Genomic DNA, 17,823 nt, shown 5'->3' on the forward strand with positions numbered 1-17,823 from the left:
CCGCATCACGACGCGCTTCGACGCGCGCACTTTCCCGCGCACTCTCCTGCCTGGGCCGGACCCGGAACACCTGGGACCGCGACTCCGGGCCGGCCCTGATCTCCCCTCACGACTGCACTCCCATGTCGTTCGGCACCGGGCCGCGTGACCATCGGCGCGCCCTCGACGGATAGGACACCGTGCACATGAGCCGTACCGGAACTGCACTTCTCGCGGCGCTGGCGCTGGTCGCCGGGACCGCGGGCGCCGCCGTCGCGGCGATACCCCCGGACGTCGGCGTGGCCGCCGTCCCCTGCACCGTGGAGTACAACGTCCAGAACCAGTGGGACACCGGCTTCACCACCGCGGTGAAGGTCACCAACAACAGCGCGGCCAAGTCGAGTTGGGCCGTGAAGTGGTCGTACGCCGGAAACCAGAAGATCACCAGCGGCTGGAACGCGAAACTCAGCCAGAGCGGCACCGCGGTGACCGCCGCCAACGAGAGCTACAACGGCACCCTCGCGACCGGCGGTTCGGTCAGCTTCGGCTTCAACGGCACCTACAGCGGCACCAACGCGCTGCCCACAACCTTCACCCTCGATGGTGTCACCTGCAACGTCGACGGAGGCACCGACCCCACCGACCCGACCGATCCGGGAACGGGCAACAGGGTGGACAACCCGTACGCGGGCGCCAAGGTGTACGTGAACCCGGAGTGGAAGGCGAAGGCCACCGCCGAGACCGGCGGCAGCCGCATCGCCAACCAGCCGACCGGCGTGTGGCTCGACCGGATCGCCGCGATCAACGGCGTGAACGGCGGCATGGGCCTGCGCGCCCATCTCGACGCGGCGCTGGCGCAGAAGGGCTCGGACCAGATGGTCGTCCAGCTGGTCGTCTACAACCTGCCCGGCCGTGACTGCTCCGCACTGGCCTCGAACGGCGAGCTCGGCCCGACGGAGATCGACAAGTACAAGACCCAGTACATCGACCCGATCGCGGCGATCCTCGCGGACACCAAGTACGCGGGCCTGCGCATCGTCACCACCGTCGAGATCGACTCGCTGCCGAACCTCGTCACGAACGTCTCACCGCGGGCCACCGCCACCGCCAACTGCGACACGATGAAGGCGAACGGCAACTACGTGAAGGGCGTCGGCTACGCGCTGAACAAACTCGGTGACGTGCCCAATGTCTACAACTACATAGACGCCGGACATCACGGCTGGCTCGGCTGGGACGACAACTTCGCGCCCTCCGCCGCAATCTTCAAGGAGGCCGCCTCCGCCGAGGGCGCGACCGTCGCCGATGTGCACGGCTTCATCGTGAACACCGCCAACTACAGCGCCACGAAGGAGGCCTACTTCACGATCAACGACTCGGTGAACGGAGCCTCGGTCCGCACGTCGAAGTGGATCGACTGGAACCGGTACGTCGACGAGCAGTCGTACGCGCAGGCCATGCGTACCCAACTGGTCTCGATCGGCTTCCCCTCCGGGATCGGCATGCTGATCGACACCTCCCGCAACGGGTGGGGCGGCACGGCACGGCCCACCGCCGCCGGGCCGACGACCAGCGTGGACACCTACGTCGACGGGGGCCGGTACGACCGGCGCATCCACCTCGGCAACTGGTGCAACCAGTCGGGCGCGGGCCTGGGCGAACGGCCGCAGGCGGCACCGGCGACCGGTATCGACGCGTACGTGTGGATGAAGCCGCCGGGCGAGTCGGACGGGTCGAGCACCGCCATCCCCAACGACGAGGGCAAGGGCTTCGACCGGATGTGCGACCCGACGTACACCGGCAACCCGCGGAACAACAACAACATGTCGGGCGCGCTGGCGAACGCGCCGCTGTCCGGGCACTGGTTCTCGGCGCAGTTCCAGGAGCTCATGAAGAACGCGTATCCGGCACTGTGACCTCCGTATCGCGCGGGGTCGCCTAAGGATCGCGCCGTTCCCCGCGCCCCTTCGGGGGCGCGGGGAACTCTTTGCTGTTTCCGCAAGTCGCGTAGCTGTTTTCGGGGGTTGCGTAGCACGCTGGGCGTAACCCGAACGAGAGGCTCGCAGCCATGGCACACGATCACGGAAACGACCAGAACCGCGACCACGGTCAGGGTCAGGGTCAGGGTCAGGGTCACAGCCACACACACATCGACTTCGCCGAGATGCTTCCGATGCTGGTGCAGGAGGCCGAGCTGTTCACCCCGCTCTACACGGAGGCGGCGAGCTGGCTGCGGGAGCTGCGGCCGGACCCCGAACTCGTCGTGGACGCGGGCAGCGGCCCCGGTGTCATCTCCTGCCTGCTCGCCGACACGTTCCCCACGGCCCGGGTCATGGCCGTGGACGGGGCCGAACCCCTCCTGGCGGCAGCCCGCACCCGCGCCGCCCGCCACGGGATCGCCGACCGCTTCGGCACGCTGCAGGCCGAGCTGGGCGACGGGCTCGGCGACCTGGAGTACCCGGCCGATCTTCTCTGGGCGAGCCGGTCTCTGCACCACGTCGGCGACCAGCGGACCGCCCTCGCCGGCTTCGTCGACCGGCTCGCGCCGGGCGGAACCCTCGCTCTCCTGGAAGGCGGCCTGCCCCCGCGCCACCTCCCGCGTGACATCGGCATCGGCCGCCCGGGTCTGCAGGCCAGGCTGGACGCGATCCAGGAGGAGTGGTTCGCCCGGATGCGGGCCGAACTGCCCGGTGCCGTCGTCGAGGACGTCGAGGACTGGCCTGCCCTGCTGACCGCGGTCGGGCTGCGCCACACCGGGACCCGTACGTTCCTGCTCGACATCCCCGCCCCGGTCTCCGAGGAGGCTCGCGCGTTCATCGTCACCTCCCTCACCCACCGCCGCGACGGACTCGCGGAAGGCCTCGACGCCGACGATCTCGCCACCCTCAACCGGCTCCTCGACCCGGATGACAAGGCAAGCGTGTTCCACCGGCCGGACGTGTTCGTGCTCACCGCGCTGACCGTGTACGTCGGGGTGAAGGCATGACGCTTCGCCCGGGGTGGTGTGCATGGTGCGGGGCTCGGGGGCCGGCCGCGCAGCCCATCAGCATTCGCCCGGGCGTGCGTACACCGTGATCCGGGCTCCGTGTGCCTCGCGGATGGTGCACTCCTCGAAGTGGGCCTTGAGCACGCCCCGCTTCACGGCTTCCCCCGCGAAGGCGTCCAGTGGTTGGCCGGCCGGGTCGCGGACCGTGACGATCCTCGGGGTGGCGAGCATGCGGGACCGGATCTCGGAGGGGGACACCTCCGTGCCGTACAGGGTGCGCGAGGCGTGCGGAGAGCGGGCCAGTGCGAGGTCCCGGAGGCCCTCGACGGCCTCGGGACGCGGCAGTGACCACACGCGGCGGCGCAGGGGCATGTAGAGCACTCCGTCGCCGGGTTCGCCCAGTTCCTGGACGGTGCGGGCGATGGCCGTGACGTCGTCGGTGCGGCTCGCGGAGTCGCGCAGGTACAGGGAACCGGGGACCAGGGCGAGGACGGTCGCCGACGCCGTGACCCGTATCAGGCCCACTCTGCCGAGCCGGTGGAGCGCGGCGCCGATCAGCAGGGCGAGTCCCGCGTTGCCGTAGAGGACGTACCGGTCCAGGTACAGGGGCTGGAGCACGGACATCAGCATGAGCAGGACCGTGGGTGCGAGAAGGAGGGCGAGGGCGAGGGTTCTGAGGTCGAGGGCCCGCCCGGTACCCAAGGGGAGGACGCGTGCGCAGGCCGTGCCGAGGGCGGCCACGCCCGCGAACGTGACGTACGAGGCGACGTCGAAGCCGATCCACCCGACCTGCTGGGACTGGCCCGTGCTCAGTACCGCGACGGGCGCGAGCCCCAGGGTCACGGTGGCCGAGGTGGCGGCCCAGCGACGCCGGGTCGCGCGCGGGACGGCGAGCCCGTGCGCGGCCAGGGCGAGGACCGCGAACTCGTGCAGCAGACAGGCCGCGAGCATCAGCGCGCCGTACCCGACCCAGAGCCTCGTGTCCCGCGCGGCCACCGCCCGCACCAGCGCATACGTGGCCCACACGACCAGCGCGCAGACCAGCGCGTACGACCGGCCCTCCTGCGCGTACTCCTGCATGGGCGGCAGAAGGGCGAAGACGAAGCCCGCCGACAGGCCCGAGCGCGCGCCTGCCAGCCGGTGCCCGAGCCGGACCACGCCCGCCGTGGCCGCCGCCGTGGCGAGGACCGACGGCAGTCGCATGACGAGGAGCGGGTCGGCGTCGCCGAACACGGCGTACAGGGCGTGCATGAGGAGGTAGTACGCCCCGTGCACCGCGTCCGCGTTGCCGAGCGTGCCCCACAGGTCGGGCAGACTCCGGTGCGCCATGTCGTAGGTGACGGCCTCGTCCCGCCACAGCGAGCCGCCCCGGCGCACGCCCCACAGGCCGAGGACGAGGGCGAGGAGGACGGGCAGCAGCAGGAGAAGCCGGCCGGGGCGCCGGGGGACGACGCCCGGAAGGCGCACGGTCGTGGTGGGGGCCGGGCGGACGGACTGCGCGGTGGCGATGACGAACTCCCGTACGTCGGCGTCGTCGGCGGGGTGACGACGGAGGGACTCGGAGTTGCCGAGTCCAGCCGCCGGAGGATTGATGCGCAGGCCCGCTCCGGCCGCCGATCAATCGGATTCCGGCGGCTTTGGCCGTGGCCGGACGCAGGTCGGGGCGGCCGAGGGGCTTGCTACCGTGCCGTGGGAAACGGTTGTGTCCGGGACCGGGGGGCGGGGGAGACACCTGTGGGACGCCGAGAGAAACCGCTGGACCCGGCCGCGGGGCCCGTGCAGCGCTTCGCGTACGAACTGCGCAAACTCCGGGACGAGGCGGGCGGCCCCACCTACCGGCACATGGCCAGGGACGTTCCCTGTTCGGCACCGACGCTCTCCGCCGCGGCGGCCGGCGAACGGCTGCCCTCGCTGCCCGTGCTCCTCGCCTACGTCACCGTGTGCGGAGGCGATCCGCACGAGTGGGAGCGCCGGTGGGGCGAGGCCCTCACCGAGGAGGCCGACGGCAGGGCACCACAGGACGGTGACTCGCCGTATCCGGGGCTCGCCCGTTTCGGGACGGACGACCGGTACGCGTTCCACGGGCGTGACGAGTTGGTCGCGGAACTCGTCGAACTGACCGGCAGGCGGCGGATCCTGGCCGTCATCGGTGCCTCCGGCAGCGGCAAGTCGTCCCTGTTGCGGGCCGGCCTGGTACCCGCGTTGCGGGCATCCGGCGAGGGGCTCGACGCCATCAGGATCCTCACCCCGGGCGATCGTCCCGCCCGCACCCACCGTGCCCTCTTCACACCGCGCGCCGGAGGAGGGGCCGGAGAAGGGCCCGGAGGAGGGGCCGGGGAAGGTACGGGGGACACGCTGCTCGTCGTCGACCAGTTCGAGGAGGTGTTCTCGCTCTGCCACGACCCGGCCGAACGGGCCGCGTTCCTCGACCAGTTGCTCGCCGCACGGGATCCGGGCAGCCGGCTGCGCGTGATCCTGGCCGTCCGTGCCGACTTCTACGGCCGCTGCGCGGAGTACGGCCCGCTCGCCGAGGCGCTGTCCGACGCGAACCTCCTCGTCGGCCCCATGCCGCCGGACCGCCTGCGCGAGGCGATCGTCCGGCCCGCCGCCACCGCGCGGCTCGTCGTCGAACGCGCCCTGACCGCCCGGATCGTGGCCGACGTGGCGGGTGAACCGGGCGGTCTGCCGCTGATGGCGCACGCCCTGCGCGAGGTGTGGCGGCGGCGTTCCGCCAAGACGCTCACCGAGGCCGCGTACGACGCGATCGGGGGCGTACGCGGCGCGGTCGCCCACACGGCGGAGGCGATCCACGACACGTTCACGGCGGCCGAAGGCATCGCCGCTCGCGCGCTGTTGCTGCGTATGGTGTCACCGGGCGAGGGCACCTCCGACACCCGCCGCCCGGTCGGCCGTGCCGAACTCGCCACCGACCCCGCCACCGAACAGGTACTCGAACGCCTCGTCCGAGCTCGCCTGCTGACGGTCGACGGCACGGTCGTCGAGCTGGCCCACGAGGCGCTCATCGACGGCTGGCCACGGCTGAAGAGCTGGATCGACGAGGACCGGGAGCGGCTGCGGCTGCACCGGCGACTGACGGAGTCGGCCCAGTCCTGGACCGAACTCGCCTGTGACCCGGGCGCGTTGTACCGGGGCACCCGGCTCACCGCGGCCCGCGAGACCTTCACCGACCTCTCGTGCCTGAGCCCGCTGGAGCGCGACTTCCTGACCGCGAGCACGGAGTCGTACGAGCGCGGGGTGCGCGCGGCCACGCGTACCACCCGGCGGCTGCGCACCCTCACGGCCGCGCTGGCGGCGCTGCTGTGCGTCGCTGTCGTGGCCGGCCTGTCCGCCTGGCAGCAGAGTGGCACGAACGCCCGGCAGCGCGACGAGGCCGAGGCCCGCCGGATCGCGGACGTGGCGGGGGAGTTGCGCACCTCCGACCCACGGACCGCGATGCGGCTGTCCGTCGCGGCCTGGCGGATCGCGGACCTGCCGGAGACCCGGGCGGCCGTACGGTCGGCCGCCGGGGGGCGTGAGCAGTCGGCGTACACACCGCCCGACACACTGGCCGTGAACAAGCCCTCGTGGCTGAGCGGGGACGGTCGCCTCCTCACCACCGTGGCCCGCGACCGGGTCACCCAGTGGGACGTGCGCGCTGAGCGCGAAGCCTTGTCCGTGCGGATACCCGGGGTCTCCAAGGGCGTCACCGATGTGTCCGGGGACGGGCGGTGGATCGCGTACCACACAGAGGACGGGATCGCCGTACGTGACCTGACGAGCCGGACCACACGGCGTGTCCCGTCCGGTGACCGGGGCGACGCCGACGGGGCGTTCTCGCCGAGCGGCCGCCTGTTGATCGACAGGAGGCTCGTGGACGGTGACCGTGCACGGATCCAGGTGTGGGACGTGCGGCGGCAGAAACGCCTATTCGCGTACGGGCGGGCCCAGGACAGCGGCCCTATGCCGGTGGTGAGCCGGGACGACCGGTGGGTCGCCTGGTGCGTCCGGCCCGAGGCGAAACTGGAGATCCACGACATCGTCACCGGCCGCCGCGTGACGCCCAACTGGCCGCGTCGCATGGCAAAGCGCCTCTGCGGCTCAAGCGGCAGCGAGTTCGACTTCACACCTGACAGCCGGGCCGTCGCCGTCGTGAACCCGGACGGCGTCCACACCTGGGACTTCCGTGCGGAGCGCGAGCGCCCGGTGTTGCCACTGCACGGCTCGGGGGAGACCGCCGTGCGTTTCGACAGCACGGGTACCTACGCCCTGACCTGGTCCGGAGATCTCTTCGCGGTCTGGCGCACGGACAGTCCCGACCGGCCGCTCATCACTTTTCCGGTGTCCAACCGCACGGTGAGCGAGTACCGCCTGGACACGGAGGACGCGGTACTGCGCTACCGCGAGGGCAGTCAGACGAACAGTGTTCGCACGTTGTCGCTCGACGGCCTGGTCGGTGGTGACGTGACGCGGCAGCAGAAGTCGCGCACCCGCGTGCTGTTCGACCGGAGCGGGAGAGTGCTGCCGTCGTCGGGGCCGTCGTGGATGACCTGGGCCGTGGCCCGGGACGGCACGGTCTTCACCGCTGTCACCATCATCGACGGCATCGAGGTCCGGCGCAGAGGCAACCGGCCCCGGAGCTGGACGGTGGGTACGGCGCAGACATCGCCCGCGGCCATCTCCTCCACGGGACGCACCCTCCTCACCACGGGGGGTGACCTGATCAACGTGCCTACGGGCCGGACAAGCAAGGCTGTCCAGGGTGAGGACGTAGTGGAGTCGGCGGCTTTCAGTCCTGACGGGCGCCTCCTGGCCGTCGCCGTCGGCAACGGGCGGATCTCGCTCTGGGACGCCCGTGATTGGCAGCGGATCGCCGTGCTCGTCGACACCGACGACGACGTGGAGCCCCCGGCCTTCGCCTTCTCCTCCGACGGCTCGCTGCTGGCGGCAGGCACCGAGGACGGGTTCGTACGCGTATGGGAGACCGCCTCGCCCCGTTTGTCGCCCGCGTCGGTGCAGGTGGGGGACGGTCCGGTCCTCGCGGTCGGGTTCACCCGCGGCGAACGGGAGTTGCGGGTGGCCACACCACATCTGCCGCCACGGGGATACGCGCTGGACGCGGGGAAGGCCGCCGCGGTGGTGTGCGCCCGGGCGGGCGGTGGCGCGACCGAGAAGCAGTGGCGTACCTACCTGCCCACGGTGTCCTACCGGCGGACGTGCTGACGACGGCGTCCGAGCGCCTGAGTGCCCGCGGGGCCGCGGGCGACATGACGGAGCCGCCGCCCTATCCACTCGGGCGGCGGCTCCGTCATGTCGTGCGGCTGTGCGGCCGGTGGTCCGGCCGGTCAGGCGCGTTCAGACGCGGTCAGTCGTTGACCGTCGCCGGGTCGGAGCCCAGGCGGCGGTCCTCGTTCAGTGCGCTGATGGCGGCGATGTCCTCGGTGTCGAGGGAGAAGCCGAAGACGTCGATGTTCTCCTTGATCCGGGACGGGGTCACGGACTTGGGGATCACCACGTTCCCCAGCTGGAGGTGCCAGCGCAGGACGACCTGGGCAGGCGTGCGGTCGTGCTTCTGGGCGATGGCGACGATGGCCGGGACCTCCAGGAGGCCCTTGCCCTGTCCGAGCGGGGACCAGGCCTCGGTGGCGATGCCCTGCTCCGCGTGGTAAGCACGGGACGCGGACTGCTGCAGGTGCGGGTGCAGCTCGATCTGGTTGACGGCAGGGACGACGGACGTCGCGTCGGCCAGCCTCTCCAGGTGCTCCGGCAGAAAGTTGGAGACACCGATGGACTTGGCGCGGCCGTCCGCGTGGATCTTCTCGAACGCCTTGTACGTGTCGATGTACCTGTCCTTGGCCGGCATCGGCCAGTGGATGAGGTACAGGTCGACGTAGTCGAGACCCAGCTGGTCCAGGGACTCGTCGAAGGCACGCAGCGTGGAGTCGTACCCCTGCTCCGCGTTCCAGAGCTTGGTGGTGACGAAGAGGTCCTCGCGGGCGATACCGGAGGACCTGAGGCCCTTGCCGGTGCCTGCTTCGTTGCCGTAGATCGCCGCGGTGTCGATGCTGCGGTACCCGGCCTCCAGCGCGGAGGCGACGGCTCGCTCGGCCTCGTCGTCCGGCACCTGCCAGACACCGAAGCCCAGCTGCGGCATCTCGACGCCGTTGTTCAGGATGATCGGGGGGACCTTGCTCACGAGCTCTCGATCCTTAGGTCGTCGGGTGGGGCGTCGGGTGGGACGCCGGGGTGATACGTCAGTGGTACTCCATCGTGAACGATCACGGGCTGTTGTGCATTCCTGCCCCGTGCGTTCGCCGGTCGAGAGGGAGATCGACCGGAAAGTACCCTCGATCCTAGGACCGAACCATTGACCGCAGCCCGTCATGCCGCAAACTCGGTTACACGTCAGTGAACTCGCCGCACGTATGTGAATGCCTGCGGACGCGGCGGGGTGCTGCCATCTCCTGCTCACGAAGCTGCGGGGTCACCAGCTGATGTGACCGCCGTCGTGCCCAGGTACGCGTCCCGCACCCGCCGGTCGGCGTGCACCTCGGCGGGAGTGCCTTCGGCCAGGACCCGGCCCAGGTCGAGTACGACGACCCGGGTGGACAGCTCCATGACGAAGGCGACGTTGTGCTCGACGAGGAGGACGGCGCAGCCCTCCTGTTCGGACAGCCGGCGGACGACGGCGGAGAGATGGCGGCTCTCGTCGGCCGTCATCCCGGAGGCGGGTTCGTCCAGCAGCAGCACCCGGGGCGGATCCGCGACGGCGCGGGCCAGTTCGACCATACGGGCCCGGCCCACCGGGAGGGCGGCGGCGTAGGTGTCACCGAGGCCGTCGAGGCCGCAGGCGCGCAGCACCTCGGCGGCCCGGGCCCGGCGGTCGTTCTCGTACGTACGCCGTGTCGGCGCCGCCAACAGGTCGGCCGCGAGTCCGCCTCCGCCACCGCGCCACTCCTGGGCCACCACCAGGTTGTCGGCCACCGTGAGCTGCCCGAACAACTGCTGGCGCTGGAACGTGCGGCGCATCCCGTGACGGGCGCGCCAGACGGGGGAGCGGCGGGTCACGTCCGTCCCGTCCAGGCGGACGCGGCCCTCGTCGGGGCGACGGATGCCGGAGAGCACGTCGAACAGGGTGGTCTTTCCGGCGCCGTTGGGGCCGATGAGTCCGCAGATCTCGCCGGGGTGGAGGGTGAGACTCACGTCGTCGAGGGCTCGGACGCCGCCGAAACGGACGCCGACGCGGTCTGCGCGCAGGACGGGGCGTGGGGCGGGGTGGAGGGCGGGGGCGCTCGTGCTCGTCATGGCCGGACCACTCCCTCGTTCGCGGCCGGAGCCGTCGGCGGCGCGGGGAGCCCGGGGTCCGTCCCGGGCGTGGCCGCGAGTCCCAGGTACGCCTCCGTCAGCCGGTCCGCCTCCACGGCGGTGCGCGGACCGCACCATGTCACGCGCCCCTGCGCCAGGTACGCGACCGTGTCCGCGACCTCCAGCACCTCGGTCGCCTTCTCCTCCACGAGCAGCAGGGCCGTTCCGTGGTCGCGGAGTTCGGCGAGCAGGCGGAACACCTCCTCGACGACGCGGGGTGCGAGTCCGAGCGACGGTTCGTCCGCGATCAGGACCTGCGGGGGGCGCTGGAGGAGAGGGGCGAGAGCGAGCATCTGCTGTTCCCCGCCGGAGAGGGCACCGGCGGGGACGCCGCGGCGTCCGGCGAGGCCGGGGAAACGCTCGTACACGGCCTCGCGTGCGTCCCGCCGCCGCAGATACAGGGCGAGGTTCTCCTCGATGGTGAGGGCCGGGAAGATGCCTCGCCCCTCCGGCGCCAGGACCACTCCGGCGCGTGACCGGCGTACGGCTCCGTCCCTGGTGGCGTCGCGTCCTGCCACGTACACCCGGCCGTCCAGTGGAGGCATGAGCCCCGCGGCGACCCGGCATGTGGTCGATTTGCCGGCCCCGTTCGGGCCGAGCAGCGCGAGGATCTCGCCGGGGCGCACGGCGAGATCCACCCCGTGCAGCACGGGCGCGCCGTCGTAACCGGCACGGATGCCGCACAGGCGCAGGGCGGGCGCGGACGCGGGTGTGGGTGCGGCGGCAGGCGTGGGTATGGGGGCAGACGAGGGCGGTTCGCCGGGGGAGTCCGGCAGCGCCGGGAAGCCGCTCGCCTTGAGACCCCTCGCGTTGAGGTCGCCCGCGTTGGGGCCGCTCGCCTTGAGGCCGCCTGCGTTGGGGCCGGCCGCTTCGGGGCGGCCGGCCTGGAAGCCGTGCGTGGCCGTCCCGTCGGACGGGACGCCCGACAGGGCGTGCAGGTCGGACGCGGACGCCGCCCGCCGCCGATGCAGCCGGACCGGTACCGCCGCGCAGTACCCGTCCGGGTCGTTCGCCAGGGCCAGGCCCGCCAGGCCGAAGAGGATCACCGGGAGGTGCACGGACTCGGTGACGTAGTCCGAGATGAGATGCGGTACGAGGGCGTACACCAGTCCGGCGACCACCGCGAACTGCGGGCGCCGCAGCCCCGCCGCCACGACCACCGCGAGCCAGATCAGCCCCGTCATCGCGGTGAAGTCGGTAGCGGTGACGCGGGTGTTGTAGGAGGCGTACATGACGCCGCCGAAGCCCGCGAGGCCGGCGGACAGGGTGAACAGCACCAGTTTGGTGCGTACGACCGACACCCCGGAGGCCATTGCCGCCGCGGGCGCCGAGCGCACCGCGAGCATCGCCCGGCCGGACGGCGAGTCGCGCAGCGCGCTGAGCGCGGCGACGGCGGCGGTGACCAGCACGGTCAGCGCGACCCCGAGCGCCCGGTCGTCGTCGAGATCCACCGGACCGAGGGCCGGCCGGGGGACCGCCCACCCCGTGTCGCCGTTGCGCAGCCAGCCGATCTGGAACAGGACCTGGTCGGCGAGGAAGGCGAGCGCGAGGGTCGCGAGAGCGAGCGAGCGGCCACCGAGCCGCAGCGCAGGGAGGGCCACCAGGGCGCCGAGCACCGCCGCCGCACACGTGCCCACGGCGGCCGCCGCCACGAACGGCCAGCCATGGCTCATCAGGAGCCCCGCCACCAGCGCCGCTCCCGTCACGAAGGTCGCCTGCGCCAGCGACACCATCGCGCCGAGCCCCGTCACCACCGTGAAGGAGACGAACACCAGGGACAGGGCGAGCCCTTGGGCGAGAATGCCGCTCCAGAAAGGGGTCGTCACCGTGTAGAAGGACGCCGCGAGCAGGGCGGCGGCCACCGCCCACGGGCCCCACCGCCGCAGCCGGGACCGCCCCGCCAGATAGTCGACCGGTGGCGGGTCCGCCGCCGCCGTGCCCGCCGTGCGCCGGCGCCGTGTCATCAGCAGCAGCCCGGCGAAGAGGATCAGGAAGGGCACGGCGGTACGGAATCCGGTGATCCGCTCGGCGAAGTCCGCGTACCCGGCGACCAGGTTCTGCAGCACCCCGAGTCCGAGACCGCCCGCGAACGCCAGCGGCACGGAGACGAAGCGGCCGAGCACCGCCGCCGTCGCCGAGACGAAGAGGAAGAGCGTGAAATCGTGCGCGGACAGCCCGAGAAGCGGGGTGGCCAGCACACCCGCCAGACCCGCGAGCCCCGACGACAGCATCCACGCGATCGAGGACAACCGGTCCGCGCTCAGCCCCCGCAGTTCCACCAGCGAGCGGTTGTCGACGGCGGCCCTGAGCTTCAGTCCCAGCGGGGTGTGCCGCATCAGGACCCACAGGCCGAGGGCCACCACGGCCGTCGTGACCCAGATGATCAGCTGGTCGGAGTCGACGCCGACGCCGTCGGCCAACTGCCAGGACGCCGCGGGACTGGGCCCGACACCCGGCAGCCCGAACTGGTTCTCGGCCGGCTTCACGGACGTGCCCGCGTCCGCCAGCAGCTCGACGATCCACAGCCCCAGCGCGGGCAGCGCGACAAGGAGGCCGATGGTGGCGACGATCTGGGCCGTCTCACCGACCCGCGCCAGCTTGCGGAACATCAGCCGGTCGAGGCCCAGGCCGAGTGCGGGGGCCAGTACGCACACCAGCAGCACCGCGGTCGGAACGGCCGGCCAGCCGAAGCCCGAGTGCAGTTCGTAGAAGGCGAGAGCGCACAGATAGGCGGTGGCGCCGTGGGCGAAGTTGAACAGGCCCGACGCCGAGTAGGAGAGCACGAGACCGGTGGCGAGCAGCGCGTACAGCGCGCCCGACACCAGTCCGCTCAGGACGAATCCGAGAAGGTCGGCCATGCCGAGTCACTCCATCCCTGCCGAGTCACCCCACCCCTGCACCCCCGCTTGTGGGGAATGCCCTGCACCCCCGCTCGAAGGGAATTCCCTACTTGGCTTGCTCGCCCTACTTGAAGGGGATCGGGGGATAGCACTTGAAGGGCGCCGACACCTCGTACTCGCCGCCCCTGAGCTGGACGAGCGCCCCGCAGCCGAACGACTCCTTCCGGCCCTTCGGTTCGGCCCGGTCACCGACCAGCGTGCCGGTGTCCGCGAACCCGTTCGCCGCCTTCTGGAAGGACGCCACGGTCAGGTCCTTGCCGGCCTTCTCCGCGATGGCGAGGAAGAGATCGGCCGACATGTAGCCCGTCATCATGTGCATGTTGAGGGGTACGTCCTTGCCCGCGGCCTTCCTGATGTCCTTCCTGAACCGCGTCATTGCCGCGCTGTCCTGCTCGAACGGCTGGAACGACGTCAGGACGTGCACCCCGTCGAGCGCCTTCTTCGTCGTGCTCTTCGCGAGCAGCCCGGGGTCGTAGTCGGTCGGGTCGGTGAGCACACCGGTGTATCCCGTCCGCTTGACCGCCGTGAACAGGCCGATGTTGTACGGGGTCTGCATCACGGAGACGATCGCGTCCGGGGCCTTGCCGCCGTCGCTGCGCAGGATCTCCTTCGTGTAGGCCGACCAGTCGCTCGGGACGGAGGCCGCGGGCACCGAGGGCTTGGCGAACGTCACCTTGAACCCGGCCGACGCGAAGCTCTGCCGGTAGGTGCGGACGGCGAACTTCCCCGCGTCGCTGTCGTTGGCGAGGATCGCCACGCTGCGGCCCTTGGCGCCACCCAGCACCTGCTGGAGACCCTCGGGCCAGGTCTGCGAGATGGTGCCGCCGGGCATCGGCACCATGCAGCCGCCGAAACCGTAGATGTACGTCGGACCGCAGAACGACGGCAGCGTGCCCCAGCCGAACGTGGGGACCCGCTGCTTCTGCAGAAAGTCCGCGCCGGAGAACGTCGTCGAACTCATCGGCGCGATCGCGAACACCTTGTCCTGCTGGACGAGTTTGCGTGCCGCCGAGAGGTTCCTGGACGGGTCCTGGCCGTCGTCCTCCGCGCCCAGGTAGTCGATGTCCCGACCGTGCACGCCGCCTTCGGCGTTGGCACGGTCGAAGCGGGCCTCGGCGCCGAGGTCGGTGTCCTTCTTCGAGTAGCCGCTCGCCGTGGTCATCGAGACGATGCCGCCGACCTTGACGGAGGTTTCGGTGACTCCGCGCACGGAGTCCTCCGACTCCGAAGTCCCACCGGTGGAGGCGGAGTTGCAGGCGGTCGCCAGCAGCAGGGCGGTGGTGGCCGCCGCGGCGGCGAATGTGCGGGTCTTTCGCGACACGGTCGGCCCCCTTTTGTCGGGTGACCGAAATGATCCGGTGGATCTGACGGGGCGTCAATATCTGACGCACCCAAACATGACGAGGCGTCAGATCAGGTGGCCCTGACCGCGCTACGCCCGGTACAGGGCTTCCACCTCCGACGCGTACGCGTTCTCGATCGCCTTGCGCTTGAGCTTCAGCGACGGCGTCAGCAGGCCGTGCTCCTCGGTGAACTGGTTGGCCAGTATCCGGAAGGTGCGGATCGACTCGGCCTGGGAGACGAGGGTGTTCGCGGCGACCACGGCCCGCCGCACCTCGGTCTCCAGGTCGGGGTCCCGCACCAGCTCCGCGGAGGTGAGCTGGGACTTGCCCCGCATCTGCAGCCAGTGGTCGACGGCCTCCCTGTCGAGCGTGACGAGCGCCGCGATGTACGGCCGGTCGTTGCCGACGAGGATGCACTGCGCGACCAGCGGATGGTCGCGCACCCGCTCCTCCAGGGCTCCCGGGGAGACGCTCTTGCCGCCGGAGGTCACCAGGATCTCCTTCTTGCGCCCGGTGATGGTGAGGTAGCCGTCCTCGTCGAGCGAACCGATGTCACCGGTGGCCAGCCAGCCGTCGTGCAGGGAGGCGTCGGTGGCCTTCGGGTCGTTGAGATAGCCCTGGAAGACGTTCTCGCCGTGCAGCCAGATCTCGCCGTCGTCCGCGATGTGCACGGTCGTGCCCGGGATGGGCTGGCCGACGGTTCCGTACCGGGTGCGCTCGGGCGGGTTGGCGGTCGCGGCGGCCGTGGTCTCGGTGAGTCCGTATCCCTCGTAGATCTGCACGCCCGCGCCCGCGAAGAACAGGCCGAGCCGCCGGTCCATCGCGGAGCCGCCGGACATCGCGTGCCGCACGCGCCCGCCCATCGCGGAACGGATCTTCGAGTAGACGAGCTTCTCGAAGAGCTGGTGCTGCACCCGCAGTGCCGCCGAGGGTCCCGGGCCGATGCCCCAGGCCCTGGCCTCCACCGCGTCCGCGTAGCGCACCGCGACCTCGACCGCCTTCTCGAACGGGCCCCCCTTGCCCTCCCGCTCGGCCTTGCGGCGTGCCGCGTTGAAGACCTTCTCGAAGATGTACGGCACGGCCAGGAAGAACGTCGGCTGGAACGCCGCGAGGTCGGGCAGCAGGGCCGCCGCCTGGAGCTGCGGCTGATGGCCGAACTTGACCTTGCCCCGGACCGCCGCGACCTGAACCATCCGCCCGAAGACGTGCGCGAGCGGCAGGAAGAGCAGGGTGGCGGCCTCGTCGCCGCGCTTGGAGTGGAAGAGCGGCTCCCACCGTCTGATCGCCGTGTCCGTCTCGAACATGAAGTTGGCGTGCGAGAGGACGCAGCCCTTGGGGCGGCCGGTGGTGCCGGACGTGTAGATGATCGTCGCCGTCGACTCCGGGGTGACCGCGCGGCGGTGCCGGTGCACCACCTCGTCGTCGATGTGCCCGCCCGCCTCGTACAGCTCCTGCACGGCGCCCGCGTCGAGCTGCCACAGCTGGTGCAGCGCCGGCAGCCGGTCGATGACCGTGGCGATGGTCATCGCGTGGTCCTCGTGCTCGACCATCGCGGCCGACACCTGCGCGTCGTGCAGCATCCAGAAGACCTGTTCGGCGGACGAGGTGGGGTAGATCGGTACGACCTGCGCACCGATCGACCACAGCGCGTAGTCGAAGAGGGTCCACTCGTAGCGCGTACGGGACATGATCGCGACCCGGTCGCCGAACCGGACGCCGTGCGCCAGCAGGCCCTTGGCCAGGGCGAGGACCTCGTCACGGAACTCGGCGGACGTCACGTCCCGCCATTTTCCGAGATCGTCCTTGCGGCCCAGCGCGATGTAGAGAGGATCCTCCTGGGCATACTCGAACACGGCATCGGCCAGGCCGCCCACCGGCGGTGCCGACGCCAGGGGAGGGTTGGTGAACTCGCTCAATCCCCGCTCCTTGTGGTGCTCCGCAGCGCGGTGAAAGCTACCCCACCGCAAGCCGCCGCGGGAGGGGTCGCGAATTGACCCCCGGCCGGGTGTAAGTACTGGTCAAGCCTCGAAATCCGGCCACAAGGGGGGAGGCCGGGACAGAATCCTTACTCATACGTAAGTTTCGGTTCCGTAATCTCCACGGAATCTGTACGACCCGCTTACGCAGCCTCGGCGGTACTCGGCGAGCGCGGTGCAGACTCAGCGAGCGCGGTGCAGCCGGTCGCCCGCCGACAGGATCGAGGCCGCGAGCGCGTCCGCGGCGCCCCGGGCCGCCGTGTGGCGTCTGCCGTGGACCAGCACGAACTCCACCTCGCCCAGCTCCGGCAGACCCGCCCGGTCGGGTACACGGACGAGCCCCGGCGGGATCAGACCCCGCGAGTGGGCCATGACACCGAGCCCCGCGTGCGCCGCCGCGAGGAGACCGTTGAGGCTGCCGCTGGTGCACGCGAGACGCCAGGACCGGCCCTGGCGCTCCAGGGCCTCCAGGGCCAGGGCCCGGCTGATGCCCGGGGGCGGGTAGACGATCAGCGGGACCGGCCGGTCGGGGTCCAGCCGGAGGCGCTCGGCACCGATCCAGACCAGACGGTCGTGCCAGACCAGTTCGCCGCGCGGGTCCTCGGGGCGGCGCTTGGCCAGTACCAGGTCGAGCTTCCCGTCGGCCAGCTGCTCGTGCAGGGTGCCCGAGAGCTCGACCGTCAGCTCCAGGTCGACCTCGGGATGCTCGTGGCGGAAACCCTCCAGGATCTCGGTGAACCGGGTGAGGACGAAGTCCTCCGAGGCGCCGAACCGCAGCCGGCCGCGCAGCCGCGTCCCGGTGAAGAACGCCGCCGCCTGCTCGTGCGCCTCCAGGATCCGGCGCGCGAAGCCGAGCATCGCCTCACCGTCCTCCGTCAGCTCCACGGAGTGGGTGTCCCGGGTGAAGAGCTGCCGGCCGGCGGTGCCCTCAAGGCGGCGCACGTGCTGGCTGACCGTGGACTGCCGCAGTCCGAGCCGTCGGGCCGCCTGTGTGAAGCTCAGCGTTTGGGCCACGGCGAGGAAGGTACGCAGCTGCGAGGGGTCGTACATGGATCCGAGGCTACCGCGCTATCACGGTTCGTGATGACAGTCAGAGCGGTATGACGGATTCCCGATCACGGCCCCGAGGAGGACGATGGAGAGGGGACGCCCTGTCGAGGGACCTGCCCCGCCGAAGGACTCGCCCCGTCGAAAGACCCGCCCCGCCGAAAGACCCAGCTACAGACCGAGTCAGCGACAAAGATGTCCGCGACGAAGACTGAGCGAACCGAGACTCA

10 protein-coding genes are annotated in these 17,823 nt (G+C 71.1%); 3 read left to right on the top strand and 7 right to left on the bottom strand.

Annotation, left to right across the window (positions count from 1 at the left end; genetic code table 11):
- Positions 1 to 185: 185 nt before the first annotated feature.
- Together AB0D14_RS07210 and AB0D14_RS07215 are read left to right on the top strand one after the other, a co-directional pair.
- Positions 186 to 1,895 carry a glycoside hydrolase family 6 protein gene (locus AB0D14_RS07210; RefSeq protein ID WP_362775684.1) on the top strand — a complete coding sequence of 570 codons (1,710 nt, stop codon included), beginning with the start codon at positions 186 to 188 and terminating at the stop codon, positions 1,893 to 1,895.
- Between the two features lie 152 nt (positions 1,896 to 2,047).
- Positions 2,048 to 2,965 (top strand): class I SAM-dependent methyltransferase, encoded by a 918-nt coding sequence (locus AB0D14_RS07215; protein ID WP_362775686.1) that lies wholly within the window; start codon positions 2,048 to 2,050, stop codon positions 2,963 to 2,965.
- Positions 2,966 to 3,022: 57 nt separating this feature from the next.
- Here AB0D14_RS07215 and AB0D14_RS07220 read toward each other — a convergent pair whose 3' ends face one another.
- Positions 3,023 to 4,432, bottom strand: coding sequence for a glycosyltransferase family 39 protein (locus tag AB0D14_RS07220; RefSeq protein ID WP_362775688.1), 1,410 nt, complete (start codon positions 4,430 to 4,432; stop codon positions 3,023 to 3,025).
- Between the two features lie 267 nt (positions 4,433 to 4,699).
- Between AB0D14_RS07220 and AB0D14_RS07225 the strand changes: the two genes are divergently transcribed.
- Complete coding sequence (locus AB0D14_RS07225; RefSeq protein WP_362775689.1) at positions 4,700 to 8,185, top strand: hypothetical protein; 3,486 nt, start codon at positions 4,700 to 4,702, stop codon at positions 8,183 to 8,185.
- Positions 8,186 to 8,327: 142 nt separating this feature from the next.
- On the opposite strand, the gene AB0D14_RS07230 is transcribed toward AB0D14_RS07225, so the two are convergent.
- From AB0D14_RS07230 to AB0D14_RS07255, 6 genes are all read right to left on the bottom strand, one after another.
- Positions 8,328 to 9,116, bottom strand: a complete 789-nt coding sequence (locus AB0D14_RS07230; protein ID WP_362775817.1) for an aldo/keto reductase — start codon at positions 9,114 to 9,116, stop codon at positions 8,328 to 8,330.
- A 314-nt stretch (positions 9,117 to 9,430) separates the two neighbouring features.
- Positions 9,431 to 10,267 (bottom strand): ABC transporter ATP-binding protein, encoded by an 837-nt coding sequence (locus AB0D14_RS07235; protein ID WP_362775691.1) that lies wholly within the window; start codon positions 10,265 to 10,267, stop codon positions 9,431 to 9,433.
- Entirely contained in the window at positions 10,264 to 13,185 is a 2,922-nt protein-coding gene (locus AB0D14_RS07240; protein WP_362775693.1) for an ATP-binding cassette domain-containing protein, read from the bottom strand. Before AB0D14_RS07240 ends, AB0D14_RS07235 begins: the two co-directional genes overlap by 4 nt.
- 106 nt (positions 13,186 to 13,291) lie before the next feature.
- Positions 13,292 to 14,548 (bottom strand): ABC transporter substrate-binding protein, encoded by a 1,257-nt coding sequence (locus AB0D14_RS07245; protein ID WP_362775695.1) that lies wholly within the window; start codon positions 14,546 to 14,548, stop codon positions 13,292 to 13,294.
- A gap of 111 nt (positions 14,549 to 14,659) precedes the next feature.
- A complete protein-coding gene (locus tag AB0D14_RS07250) occupies positions 14,660 to 16,486 on the bottom strand; it encodes an AMP-binding protein (protein WP_362775696.1) in 1,827 nt (608 codons plus the stop codon).
- A gap of 243 nt (positions 16,487 to 16,729) precedes the next feature.
- Entirely contained in the window at positions 16,730 to 17,596 is an 867-nt protein-coding gene (locus AB0D14_RS07255) for a LysR substrate-binding domain-containing protein (protein ID WP_362775698.1), read from the bottom strand.
- Between the last annotated feature and the right edge of the window lie 227 nt (positions 17,597 to 17,823).

The sequence above is a fragment of the Streptomyces sp. NPDC048484 genome, assembly GCF_040651415.1.
Lineage (GTDB): Bacteria > Actinomycetota > Actinomycetes > Streptomycetales > Streptomycetaceae > Streptomyces.

Coding starts and splice junctions, on each gene's coding strand:
- AB0D14_RS07210 (WP_362775684.1), top strand. CDS start 186: ATGAGCCGTACCGGAACTGCACTTCTCGCGGCGCTGGCGCTGGTCGCC.
- AB0D14_RS07215 (WP_362775686.1), top strand. CDS start 2,048: ATGGCACACGATCACGGAAACGACCAGAACCGCGACCACGGTCAGGGT.
- AB0D14_RS07230 (WP_362775817.1), bottom strand. CDS start 9,116: ATGCCGCAGCTGGGCTTCGGTGTCTGGCAGGTGCCGGACGACGAGGCC.
- AB0D14_RS07235 (WP_362775691.1), bottom strand. CDS start 10,267: ATGACGAGCACGAGCGCCCCCGCCCTCCACCCCGCCCCACGCCCCGTC.
- AB0D14_RS07240 (WP_362775693.1), bottom strand. CDS start 13,185: ATGGCCGACCTTCTCGGATTCGTCCTGAGCGGACTGGTGTCGGGCGCG.
- AB0D14_RS07255 (WP_362775698.1), bottom strand. CDS start 17,596: ATGTACGACCCCTCGCAGCTGCGTACCTTCCTCGCCGTGGCCCAAACG.